Source organism: Niallia sp. FSL M8-0099 (genome assembly GCF_038006945.1).
GTDB lineage: Bacteria > Bacillota > Bacilli > Bacillales > Cytobacillaceae > Niallia > Niallia circulans.
Genome location: NZ_JBBOWF010000001.1, coordinates 1217079 through 1229606 on the forward strand (window position 1 = coordinate 1217079; position 12528 = coordinate 1229606).

Annotated in this window: 12 protein-coding genes; 9 read left to right on the forward strand and 3 right to left on the reverse strand. The window is 33.6% G+C overall.

What is annotated here, in order from left to right; all coding sequences use genetic code 11:
* Nucleotides 1-94: 94 nt before the first annotated feature.
* The 4 genes from NSQ92_RS05645 to NSQ92_RS05660 are packed head-to-tail and all read left to right on the forward strand — an operon-like array spanning nucleotide 95 to nucleotide 2900.
* A complete protein-coding gene (locus tag NSQ92_RS05645; RefSeq protein WP_341152465.1) occupies nucleotides 95-646 on the forward strand; it encodes a sigma-70 family RNA polymerase sigma factor in 552 nt (183 codons plus the stop codon).
* Nucleotides 631-1047 (forward strand): PadR family transcriptional regulator, encoded by a 417-nt coding sequence (locus NSQ92_RS05650; protein WP_341152466.1) that lies wholly within the window; start codon nucleotides 631-633, stop codon nucleotides 1045-1047. Before NSQ92_RS05645 ends, NSQ92_RS05650 begins: the two co-directional genes overlap by 16 nt.
* On the forward strand, nucleotides 1040-2275 hold the full coding sequence (locus tag NSQ92_RS05655; protein WP_328283093.1) for an FtsW/RodA/SpoVE family cell cycle protein: 1236 nt from the start codon (nucleotides 1040-1042) through the stop codon (nucleotides 2273-2275). The genes NSQ92_RS05650 and NSQ92_RS05655 overlap by 8 nt, the downstream gene beginning before the upstream one ends.
* 16 nt (nucleotides 2276-2291) lie before the next feature.
* Nucleotides 2292-2900: a VanZ family protein gene (locus tag NSQ92_RS05660; RefSeq protein ID WP_341152467.1), complete on the forward strand. Its 609-nt coding sequence runs from the start codon at nucleotides 2292-2294 to the stop codon at nucleotides 2898-2900.
* A 22-nt stretch (nucleotides 2901-2922) separates the two neighbouring features.
* Here the strand turns inward: NSQ92_RS05660 and NSQ92_RS05665 are convergent, their stop codons facing one another.
* Nucleotides 2923-3810, reverse strand: coding sequence for a LysR family transcriptional regulator (locus tag NSQ92_RS05665; protein ID WP_095257680.1), 888 nt, complete (start codon nucleotides 3808-3810; stop codon nucleotides 2923-2925).
* Between the two features lie 205 nt (nucleotides 3811-4015).
* Here NSQ92_RS05665 and NSQ92_RS05670 point away from each other — a divergent pair, with 205 nt between their 5' ends.
* On the forward strand, nucleotides 4016-5056 hold the full coding sequence (locus NSQ92_RS05670) for a 2,3-butanediol dehydrogenase (RefSeq protein WP_047942912.1): 1041 nt from the start codon (nucleotides 4016-4018) through the stop codon (nucleotides 5054-5056).
* A 95-nt stretch (nucleotides 5057-5151) separates the two neighbouring features.
* Here NSQ92_RS05670 and NSQ92_RS05675 read toward each other — a convergent pair whose 3' ends face one another.
* A complete protein-coding gene (locus NSQ92_RS05675) occupies nucleotides 5152-6684 on the reverse strand; it encodes a DHA2 family efflux MFS transporter permease subunit (RefSeq protein WP_047942913.1) in 1533 nt (510 codons plus the stop codon).
* A gap of 275 nt (nucleotides 6685-6959) precedes the next feature.
* Between NSQ92_RS05675 and NSQ92_RS05680 the strand changes: the two genes are divergently transcribed.
* A complete protein-coding gene (locus NSQ92_RS05680) occupies nucleotides 6960-7868 on the forward strand; it encodes a TetR/AcrR family transcriptional regulator (protein WP_047942914.1) in 909 nt (302 codons plus the stop codon).
* A gap of 76 nt (nucleotides 7869-7944) precedes the next feature.
* Here NSQ92_RS05680 and NSQ92_RS05685 read toward each other — a convergent pair whose 3' ends face one another.
* A complete protein-coding gene (locus NSQ92_RS05685; RefSeq protein WP_047942915.1) occupies nucleotides 7945-9291 on the reverse strand; it encodes an amino acid permease in 1347 nt (448 codons plus the stop codon).
* Nucleotides 9292-9506: 215 nt separating this feature from the next.
* On the opposite strand from NSQ92_RS05685, the gene NSQ92_RS05690 reads away from it, so the two are divergent.
* From NSQ92_RS05690 to NSQ92_RS05700, 3 genes are all read left to right on the forward strand, one after another.
* Nucleotides 9507-9698, forward strand: coding sequence for a hypothetical protein (locus tag NSQ92_RS05690; RefSeq protein WP_341152468.1), 192 nt, complete (start codon nucleotides 9507-9509; stop codon nucleotides 9696-9698).
* Between the two features lie 886 nt (nucleotides 9699-10584).
* Nucleotides 10585-11010, forward strand: a complete 426-nt coding sequence (locus NSQ92_RS05695; protein ID WP_047942916.1) for a DUF1641 domain-containing protein — start codon at nucleotides 10585-10587, stop codon at nucleotides 11008-11010.
* Between the two features lie 116 nt (nucleotides 11011-11126).
* Nucleotides 11127-12311: an NAD(P)/FAD-dependent oxidoreductase gene (locus NSQ92_RS05700; protein ID WP_047942917.1), complete on the forward strand. Its 1185-nt coding sequence runs from the start codon at nucleotides 11127-11129 to the stop codon at nucleotides 12309-12311.
* Nucleotides 12312-12528: the final 217 nt, after the last annotated feature.

Consider the following 12528-nt stretch of genomic DNA (forward strand, 5'->3'; position numbering starts at 1 on the left):
GCTTTATTTTAATAATGAGATTGATTTACACGATTTTATCCAAACCTTTTTCTCCTGTGTGTCGTCTAATTGTTAGGTAAGGAGGTTTATGGTTTTGGAAGAATTGTCAGCATGCTGGAAAGAAATAGACAATAAAGAAGAAATATTTGATGAAATTATGATTACATATGGACAAGAGCTATTACATTTAGTCTTTTCATATGTCAAAAATGAAGCGGTCGCAGAAGAATTAACACAAGATATTTTTGTGAAAGTATATTATTCCATCCATAAATATAAAGGCAAATCTAGTTTTCGAACATGGCTTTGGAGAATTGCTATTAACCACTGTAAAGATTATTTGAAAAGCTGGTATACAAAAAATGTCATAAAAGTGGATGACGAATATATTTATGGAGAAGACAGTAAAGAAAATATTGAACAAGCCATTGTTCAAAAAGAGGAAGAACAATGGCTTGTGCAGGCTGTGATGAGTTTACCTATTCTGTATCGAGAAATTATCTTCCTCTTTTACTTTGAAGAATTAACGATAAAGGAGATTGCCAGGATAATAGGGGTTAATGAAAATACGATCAAAACCCGATTAAGAAGAGCGAAGCAATTATTAAAAAAGATTGGAGATGAAGAAAAATGGAAAAACGACTAAAAAATCTTCAAGCTGGTTTAAAAAAGACTTATTTTAATCATCTTTCATTTACTGCTGAGCATCGCAAAGAAATTATGAAAAAAATTCAAATAAAGAATAAGGAAGAGGAAATTCTTTTAGCAGCTTTGCAATTACTTCATACTAGAAAAACTGGTTTTGAATTAACAGAGTTGTTACGTGCTCGCGGCTTTCAAAAGTTTGAGAATCAAGAAGGATTTATCTATACTTTTCTGCATCGATTGGAACAGAGAAATATAATTGCTTCAGAGTGGGACAATAACAAGGTTAAATATTACCAAATAGATCGCAAAGGAAAAAAGCTCGAAAAAAAGTTGGCAGCAGAAGGGGGACGCAGCAAAAATATTAGAGAACTGATAGATTGGGTGTACGTAAATGAATAATAAACATTTATTTTTAGATAAAGTGACGGAGCAAGTGAAATCGAAAGAAGCAAAGGAATCGATTAAATTAGAAATGGAGTATCATATCCAACTTGCAAAAAAAGGATGGATAAAAAAAGGGTTGTCAGAAAGTGAAGCAGAAGAAAAAGCAATTAATGAAATGGGAAGTCCTTCCCAATTGGGACGAGAATTAAGTGAAATCTACCGTCCGACGATTGATTGGGCTATTGTTACCCTAACAGTGAGTCTGTTAATGATAGGGATTTTGCCAACGTTATCTTCTTCTCATCATTTTATCATTCTTAAGTTATTAATGACTTGCTTAGGGATTGCAATAGTCATTGGCTTTATGTATGTAGACTATCGCAAATTTGCTGATTTTGGATCTTTATTTTATGCAATAGGATCGTTGTTATTGATATCCATTATTTTCTTTAGCAATCATATGATTAATGGAGCGAACTATATAAAAATTGGACCAATTATACTCCAAGGCATAATGGCCATCCCCTTTTTTTTATTAGCTTGGGCTTCCTTTTTTAGTAAGAAAGAATTTACATATGTTTCTTTCTTGTGTTTATTTTTCTTTTCATGTGTCTTATTTCTCTTCGGATTTGATAGTATTTCTACTGTTTTTATTTATATTTTTACAGTCGCAATCATGCTATTTTGGAGCAGCTTTTCTAAACGGAAAGTCTTTATTACATATGGAATAGGAACAATTCTTCTTTTATGGCTTCTTTTTCTTACAAGAGGAAGTTATCAATTAAATAGACTAATGGCATTTCTATTTCCTGAAAGATATGCCGAAGAAGCTGGTTATTTTTATTTATATCGACAAAAAATGTGGGCTGATTTAAAATGGGTTGGTTCACCAGATATGGAAGTGTTAACTTTTATTAATAATACAGACACAGTTTTTCTGCAGCTCACCTATCAATTTGGATATATGTTGGCTGTGTTTCTTGTATTATTATTTGGAGCACTTATTCTGAAGATGATTGGCAATGTCAAAAAAATAAAGAATCCATATGCGAAATTTCTATTAATAGGATCTATTACGCTGTATAGTGTTCAAGTTGTTTATAATTTAGGAATGTGCGTGGGATTTCTTCCGATTATTTCATTATCCTTGCCATTCATAAGCTATGGTCTTGTTCCAACCGTTATTAATGCTTTATTAATTGGTCTTATCTTAAGTATTATGCGCAGAAAAAACTTTCAATAATATTTGGGGGCACGATATGATTAGAATGTATCTTGAGTCAATGGTTATTTACATATTGATTGGAGCACCGATTTATCTGATAAGTCGATATTTATCTGTTAAATATAAAACACAACCAATAGTTTGGATGAAAGAAACTCTCCTCTTCCTGTTTGTGATGTTCTTCATAGGGGTAGCATCCCAGACTATTATTCCCCATTGGTATATAACAGTTGAGGAAGGTAAGCAGCAGCTTTATATTCAATGGTCTGAGGGACTAAGAAGCATTAATTTTATCCCTTTTGCCACGATTATTTCTTATTTTGCCCTAGAAAATGATCAAGTAAGTAATTGGAATGAAGTGTCACTGGTCAATCTATTAGGGAATATTCTTATTTTTGTCCCTTTTGGTATTTTTCTCCCATTATTATGGAAAGCATTTAGAACGTTTTCCTCCATATTTTGGATAGCTATCTGTATTCCTCTTTTGATAGAAATAATTCAATTATTTATAGGGAGAAGTACGGATATTGATGATGTTATATTAAATGCCGTAGGAATTATGTTTGGGTTCGGTCTTTATAAGATGTTCCAGAATCTTTTTCATATAGGGAAAGATTCTGGCATTAGAAGGAATAGTAAATAATGCAGCTGGCAATAGGCTAACTTTATGTCAGCCTATTTAAGAACTCTTTAGCTACCTTAGAAATACCTTTATCTATTGGATAAATATATCCGAAGTAATAGGTATTTATTATGGTATCAACGAAAGGCAGAGTTACATAGCTATCATTGTTTGCTAACCCAGTTATTGTTTTAAATGCATAATCATAGCCAATGTTAATGGCCGTATTTCTTTCTAAGGCATACCGAATAGTTTCTACATTGTTGGTTGTAAATAATATTTCCATGTCATCATCGACAATATCTAAGTTTTGCACGAATTCTAAAATAGAAACATCATTATACAAAATAATAGGCTGGTTTATTAACATTTCCTCTGTAATATTTTCATTGTTTGCTAAAGGAGAGTCTTTATTTACTGCTACAACCATGCATCCATCATATAGTTTATGGAAATGCAAGCTGCTGTTTTTCTTGATATCCTCTTCGGTATAAATAATGAAACCAATATCTACTTCCTCTTTTTTTACTTTTTCAATTATATGCTGTGAGTTATCTTCCTCAATAGATGCCTTTATGTAAGGGAACTCTTTTTTGTATAAAGTAATTTGATCAGCTAATAAATCCAACGGTCCAGGAAAGGTGGCAATTTTTAACTCACCTTTTAGGATATGGGCAAAGCTTTCAGCTTCGTCTAAAAACTCTTGGAATTTCTCTAGTACACTAGTAGCTTTTTGGATGAGTATTTTTCCTTCCTCTGTTGGATAGGTCCCCTTTCTAGAGCGATGAAAAATTTCAATGTTCAACTCTTTCTCTAGTTTTGTTACAGACTGACTAAGGGCAGGTAAAGAAATATTTAACTTAGTTGCAGCTGTCTTTAAAGAGCTGGAATGGGAGATTTCTACTATATATTTTAATTGTTCTATATTCATAAGTAGTTCCTTTCTAAAAAACTAGAATATAGTTAAGTAATCGTTAACTATAGTTAATTATAATATAATTTTAAATTAATTATATAAGTACTATAATTAAATTGTTTCTGAAACTTAAGTTTTTTAAGGCCTTAAATAACAAGTTGCTCAAAATAAAAGGATACGGCTATAAACCTATTAAGGTCAAAGGGGATGTTTGTTAAAAATGAAAGCATTAAGATGGCATAACCAAAAAGATATTCGATTAGAAAATATAGAAGAACCGCAAGTAGCACCAGGAAAGGTAAAGCTTAAAGTAAAGTGGTGTGGAATTTGCGGGAGTGATTTACACGAATATTTAGGAGGTCCTATCTTTATACCTGTGGATCAGCCACATCCTTTAACAAATGAAGTGGCTCCTGTAACATTAGGACATGAATTTTCTGGGGAAATAGTAGAAATTGGAGCAGGCGTAACCGACTATCAAGTGGGAGATCGTGTGGTGGTGGAACCTATTTTTGCTACACATGGTCACCAAGGTGCTTATAACTTAGATGAGAATATGGGATTTCTTGGTTTAGCAGGAGGCGGAGGAGGTTTCTCTGAATATGTTTCTGTTGATACAGAATTACTGCATAAACTGCCGGATGAGTTATCCTATGAGCAAGGCGCATTAGTAGAACCTTCTGCTGTTGCTTTATACGCAGTAAGATCAAGTAAAATACAGGCAGGGGATACGGCAGCAGTTTTTGGCTGTGGTCCAATTGGCCTGTTAGTAATAGAAGCTTTAAAAGCAGCAGGGGCGACAGATATTTATGCAGTTGAGCTTTCTCCTGAACGCCAGGCAAAAGCAGAAGAACTTGGTGCAATCGTTGTAAATCCAGCTAATTATGAAGATGTTGTTGCAGAACTTGTTCGCCGCACAAATGGTGGAGTAGATGTCTCCTTTGAAGTAACTGGCGTTCCAGTAGTTCTAAGACAAGCCATTCAATCCACTACTATTTCTGGTGAAACTGTTATTGTAAGTATTTGGGAAAAAGGAGCCGAAATTCTTCCTAATGATATCGTTATTAAAGAACGTACTATTAAGGGAATTATTGGTTATCGAGATGTATTTCCAAGTGTGTTGAATTTAATGCGAAAAGGCTATTTTTCCGCAGACAAATTGGTGACTAAAAAGATTAAATTAGATGAAGTGATCGAGGAAGGTTTCCAATCACTGATTTCTGAAAAAAATCAAGTAAAGATTTTAGTAAGTGCTGAATAAACAAAGCAATGATCATAAACAAGGATGTCCATTAAAGGAACATCCTTGTTTTTTATACAAAAACAGTCAGCGATTGACGCTGACTGTAAGTAAGTTTATTCAACTGCTTCTTTCATTTTCGCTGGACTAGTTTGCTGCTCTGTATCTTTTGGCGGAACAGCCCGCTTTACAAATGCTGCAAGAACAAGTGCTACAATGACAATTCCGACAGAAATAAGGAAAGCATCATTAATTCCTTCCAGCATTGCCTGCATTCCCAGCTGTTCCTTCATAGTGGCAATTGCTTCAGGAGTTGGCTGAGTGGTTGTATTACTCATTTGCTGCATTGCATTAGCTGCTAGTTCCTCACCATGTGTTTTGGTACGTTGTGACATGATTGTAATCATAACTGCAGAACCAATCGCCCCAGAAACTTGAGACAATGTATTATTTAAAGCTGTCCCATGAGGATTCATTCGAGATGGTAATTCATTTAAACCATTCGTCATAATCGGCATCATAACCATGGACATACCAAACATACGCAAGGAATAGATAAGAACAAGTGTAGTTGTCGTAGTGGTCATGGATAATTGACTAAACATATATGTTGTAATGGCAGTCAATGTTAAACCAACTAAGGCAAGTGTTCTTGCTCCATATTTATCAAAAAGTCTTCCTGTAATAGGAGACATAATCCCCATAATAATAGCACCAGGCAATAATAAGAGACCAGAGTGGAATGGTGAAATGCCTCTCACGGTTTGAATGTACATTGGCATTAACAACATCGCAGAGAATAGTGCAATGTTTACCACAACAGTAATTACTGCTGATAAGGAGAATAACGGATACTTAAAGATTCGGAACTCTAGCATTGGAGTAGTCATTTTTAATTGACGAAGAACAAAGAAAATAAGGGCTATTGCACCAATAATCAAAGTTCCATAAACATGAATATTACTCCAGCCTTTTGTACCGGCAGAGCTGAATCCATATAGTAATCCGCCGAAACCTAAACTAGACAATATGACAGATAAAAGATCGATATGAATATCTACTTTTTCCTTTTTGTCTTTAATTTTAAAAATCGCTGATATTAACACAATAATAGCAATTGGTGAAACAACATAGAACAACATTCTCCATTCATAATGTTCAACAATATACCCTGATAATGTAGGGCCGATTGCTGGAGCAAAAGTCATGATTAGACCAAAAACACCCATAGCACTTCCACGTTTTTCAACAGGAAAGCTGGTAAGTAAGAAGTTCATTAAAACTGGCATCATAATGGATGATCCAGAAGCCTGTATCATTCTCGAAAGCAATAGTACTGGGAAAGAATGAGCCATGCCAGCCATTAATGTACCGATTGTAAATAAGGACATTGCTATTATAAACAATCTTCTTGTTGAGTATTTTTGAATTAAAAAGGCAGATGTTGGAATCATAATTCCATTTACAAGCATATATCCAGTTATTAGCCATTGGCCAACAGAAGGATCAATTTTGAAATCCGCACTAATAGATGGTAAAGCGATATTTAAAAGCGTTGAATTTAAAAATGCGACAAAGGCACCTGCCATTAAAATAACGATAATGCCATATGGCGGTTTTTTTTCATTCGATGTTGCATTTGTGTTCATTAAAACAATTCCTCCCTATGAACTTTACGTTCTTTTTATCCATTGGATCTAAGCTTAAATAATAATATACCTGTAGTATAAATAATGCAATAAAAATGTTTAGAATCCCTAAGTAAAAAATAATTTCTTAATAATTCTACTTTTTTTCTTTAGCTGAAACCTTGCTATTACAATAATCCACCATCACTTTTTTATTGGGATGATTGTAAATCTGTTCTAAATGACCTAGTATATAAATTGAACCGGTAGTCTAAATTTATATTCAAGGTGGTTAAATGAATAAACGTAAAAAGCAAGTAATGGATAAAGCACATGAATTATTTATTGAAAAAGGATTTCAGCAGACATCAATCCAAGATATATTAACTGCAAGTAATATTTCAAAAGGTACATTTTATAATTACTTTTCCAGTAAAAATGAATTGTTAATTTCAATTTTTAAAAATATTTATACGGAATTGGAATGGCAAAGAAAACAATTACTAATGGGTCAAGACGAAACAGATAGCACCCTGTTTATCAAACAAATTGAAATGTTGATTCGAACAAATAACCAATATAAAATCATTTCTTTATTTGAAGAAATTCTTTTTACAAAGGATGAAGAATTAAAAAATTATATTAAAAATAGAAGAATACATGAGCTTAGCTGGATTTATAATCGATTAGTTGATGTATGTGGTGCACAAAATAAAACGTATTTATTAGATTGTTCTATCATGTTAATGGGAATGATTCATTCTAGTATTTTTGTACATTCATTAATCTATCAAGACCACGCAAATATACATCAAATTGTTCAATACTGTGTAAATCGGGTGCTTGATATGGTTAACCATTTATCTAAATCTAATGAAGTCCTTATAAAACCAGATACGCTTTATAATTGGATTGCACTTCAATCCATGAACGATGATGATGTGGGAAAGAAGGAAATTCTTTGTATGCTTTATGCGTTTAAAGCAGATTTAAAAAAAGATAAAGAATTGCTATCTAGTCAAGAGAAAATAGAACAATTGTTAACATTTATCGAAGAAGAGGTAGAGATCAAATACCCAAGATATTTTTTAATGGAAAGTACATTAATGTCCCTAATGCAAGAGGTAAAAGAGACACCATATGCTAAAACGGTTCAAAAACTTAGTGATAGTATAAAAAAGGTATATTCCAAACGGAATCAATGACAGTGTAGAAGGAAAAGTCACAGCTTAAACGTTGACTTTTCCTTGTTTTATTCTGTTATATAAATTTAAATCTGATTTACTCTGCACAACCCGCCTTGTTTTTTCCCAATTTATGACGCATGAAAAAAGTTGCTGATGCGATAATTAGGACAAATGCTAAGCTTACAAAAAAGCCGATCCGGACTTCCTTTTCAATAATGGTACCTGCGATAGCTGTGACAATAAGTAAAATCCCAAAGGAAGACTTTAGTTTATCCCATAGTTTTCCTTTAAGTATTTTAAAGGAGGAAAGGAGGATAAAAGTCCAGTTATATAATAAAAGAATCCCAGCAGCTGTTGTAATGTATTCGAATATTTTTCCGGGTAATAAAAGGGCAGCGACAACAGATGCAAAGAGCCCTATTCCTCCAAGAATAAAAGAAGGGAGAGGCAGCTCATTAAACTTTTTTAATTTTTTTTGGAAAATTTTCGGAGCGTCTCCATCTTTCGCTAAAGTTACCAATAGACTTGTTACACCGAATAACGAAGCTGTCATGGTGGAGAATCCTGCAATAATGATAGCACCATTAAAAACATGTGGGAAAAAGGTTAAGTGATAGTCCGATAACGCTGTTACGAAGGGACTTTCTTTTTCTGAAAACTGATCGAGTGGTGCTAATATTGTCGCTAATCCTAATGAGAGAACATAGATTATAACGAGAATGATAAGCATATTCGTACCTGCTTTTGGTGCATCTTTCTTATCTTTCAACTGCATTGCCATTAACCCAATAACCTCAATTCCTCCATATGCATAAAATGCAAATAGTAAAGAAATCCAAAATCCTTTGTAGCCTTTAGGAAAAAGGTCGTCTATAGATTTAGGGACAGAAACAGCACCATTGCCTCCATGAATCCAACCAAAAACAGCAGCAGCAGCTAAACCGATAAACATTATAATGGCCGCTGTCTTAATAATAGCCAAATAATTTTCGACACGATCGAATCCTTTTGTTCCTAGAAAAACAACAAATAAAGAAAGAACAGCATAAATACAAGCGAATACCCATAATGGGACTTTAGGAAACCAGAATTGAGATAACAAGGAGAGAGCGGTTAATTGGCTTCCCATGATTAGAATGTTAGAAAACCAATAATTCCAGCCACAACTAAAGCCGGCCCATGGGCCAAATGCTTTATTTGCATAATAACAAAATGACCCTTCCTGTGGATCCTCCGCAGTCATTTTTGCCAATTGATTAAAAACGATATACGTTCCAATCGCTGCTAAAATGAAGGTGAAAACAATGGAGGGGCCTGTTTCCATAATTCCAAGGCTGGAACCAAGAAAATACCCCGTTCCAATTGTACAGCCCACACCAATTAATGATAACTGCCACCATTTAAGATTTTCTGTTTTTGAATCTGCTTTTTTATTTGTCATTGTGTTCTCCTCTTTAAGTAATAATGAAGGGATTACAAAAAAGATAATGTTAATCTCTATTAGTATGGCAGCTTTTTCTGCAATTATTTGTGTAACTAATAAACATTAAAAAATAGATTGGAACTATAGCACCTATGTAATAAAAAGAAAAAATATTTACTGATGAAATAATGGTATCTCAGATAACAGGGAGATATAATTTTAGAGGAGAAAAAATGATTGGATTTGCCAATTGTTTATTTGTTTTATTATGGAATCGTACCAATATTTACAACTATTTATTGTTCCACGATATTGATTTTAGTCATGTCGTTTTCATTAGAAATTGGTCAGGACATATTTATGATTTAAGGAAGATTCCATTGTTGGCTGCTTTTTTTATGGGGGTTTATCCGCTGGATTATTAACTACTATTGTTATGGCGATTTACCGATATATGATTGGATATAAAAAATGTGATTGAAGCAATTTAAGACAAGTTGGGAAGTGATTATTTCCGAAAAGTTTTCAGAAACTCATATAAAGATATCAGGATAATGGTAAAGGAATGTCGGAAGAGGAACTTAAGAGACTCGGAACGCCTTTTTATTCAGCAAAAGCACAAGGAACGGGAATTGGGATATGGTATCTTTTAATATTATTCAACTTTGAATGGCAAAATTAAAATCAAAAACAAGGGAACGACTTGTTCTGTATTTTTTTCACTTAACCATAAAGAAGAAAGTAGGAATGGGCAGAGATTAAGACCTGCCTCTATTTTTGATGAAAATAAGTAACGTTTACAGGGGTTTATAAGTCGTTTGGAGAAGTATAAAGGAGTAATAGATACAGTTTGTCGACATAAAGAGTTTTTAATCTGCTATGTAAACTTTCGATTATCAAGAGAGGGGGGGACAGACTAAATGAATAGTAACTTGTTTTTTTAGCATAATAGTTTATAGAGTAAAAAAAATAAGACAATTTTGATTAATAATTTATTTTGTTGGTTTTATGGCTTTATACTCTCTTTTCGTGATAAATATCACTTTTCTTGAAAAAAACTCTGATTTTTTGTCAAACTTACATTTATTTTTGTTCAAAAAGTGGTATTATATTAAAGGAGTTTAATGATGGAGAGGTTGTACATCTTCTTTTAGTATGTAGAAAAAGAGTTTAAAAAGTTTTGTACATACCTTCATTCATTCTAACTAGAGTTGGTTAAAAAATTATCTTTTGCAAATTTTTGTGCATAGAATCACAAAACATTTGTTAATAACATTTAAGCTAAGTGCTTATAGTAAAGGAGAATCAGTTATGTCAGAAACTACTGCGCAAACCAATGCTGAAAAACAACTGACTGCAACAAATCAAGATTTATTGGATCAGTTGCTAAAGCCTGAGGTACAAGAATCATTGACAACATTAATGGAACAACTACCAAAGTTAACTGAAATGATTAATGGTTTATCTAAAACTTATGATGTTGTTCAATCATTATCTCAAGATGATGTATTTAAAAACGATATTGTTGGGGCAACAACGGAAATGTTCGAACCAGTTATTCATTCTGTTAAAGGAATGGCATCCGCTGCTATCGAAGCCAAGGATCGTGCAGATGCAAGCAATGAAACAATTGGTGTATTCGGTTTAATGAAAATGTTAAAAGACCCACAAGCACAAAAGATGTTCCGTTTTTTACAGAGCTATCTTCAAATTATGTCAGAACGCAATAATAAATAATCTTTCAAGTAGTCTTCCTCAGTCAGTAATGACGTTAATAAAAGAATTTATTTATGTGAAAACTAACAGGGAAGCTTGCCAATACTTTTAAATGTAATAAGGACGGGGGATTTACTATGTCAAAACATATTGTTATTTTAGGTGCTGGATACGGTGGCCTGCTAGCAGCTTTAAATGTTCGTAAATTTTACAGTAAAGCGGAAGCTACAGTAACCGTTATTAATAAATATCCAACACATCAAATCATTACTGAATTGCATCGCTTAGCAGCAGGTAATGTTTCTGAAAAAGCTGTTGCTATGCCACTAGAAAAATTATTTAAAGGCAAAGATATCGACTTAAAAATTGCTACTGTTGATTCTTTCAATGTAGATACAAAAGAGGTTGCTTTAGGCGATGGAACTAAATTATCTTATGATGCATTAGTAGTAGCGCTAGGAAGTGTAACAGCATACTTCGGTATCCCTGGTCTTGAAGAGAACAGCATGGTTCTTAAATCTGCAGATGATGCAAACAAAATCTACAATCATGTAGAAGAGCGTATTCGTGAATATGCTAAATCAAGAAAACAAGAAGATGCTACTATATTAATTGGTGGCGGCGGACTAACAGGTGTAGAACTTGTTGGGGAACTTGCTGATATCTTACCAGGATTAACGAGAAAATATGGTGTTGATTTCCGCGATATTAAATTACTATTAGTAGAAGCAGGTCCGAAAATTCTTCCTGTTTTACCAGAAGACTTAATCGAACGTGCTACTAAGAGTTTGGAAAACCGTGGCGTTACTTTCTTAACAGGCTTACCAGTAACAAATGTATCTGGCAATGTAATTGATTTAAAAGATGGTCAACAAATTGTTGCTAATACATTTGTATGGACTGGCGGCGTACAAGGAAATCCACTTGTTGGTGTTTCTGGATTAGAAGTAAATCGTGGTCGTGCAACTGTAAATGAATTCCTACAATCTACTTCACACCCTGATGTATTTGTAGCTGGTGATAGTGCTGTTTACTTCCCAGCTGATGGGGATGGTCGTCCAGCACCTCCAACAGCTCAAATTGCTTGGCAAATGGGAGAATTAATTGGATATAATCTATATGCTTACCTTGAAAATAAAGCATTAGACACCTTTAATCCAATTAACTCCGGTACACTTGCAAGTCTTGGTAGAAAAGATGGTGTAGCAATCGTTGGCGGCAGCTCGACTCCATTAAAAGGGTTACCTGCTTCCTTAATGAAAGAAGCAAGTAATATTCGTTACCTATCACATATTAAAGGGCTATTCAGCTTAGCTTACTAATAATAAAGAAGGAAAAGATGAGAGACAGTGTATTAGCCCTGTCCTCATCTTTTTTATTTGTATCCACTTGAGAAAGAGATACTAATCATATTATTGCCAGCTATCCCTGTCATTTATGTCATTCCTCAATAGAATTGTAAGGATATATAGGATAAATTTCATTCTTTTTCACAAACTATTATTATCTTTGAAAAAGGTGTGATTGTCTGTTTTTCCA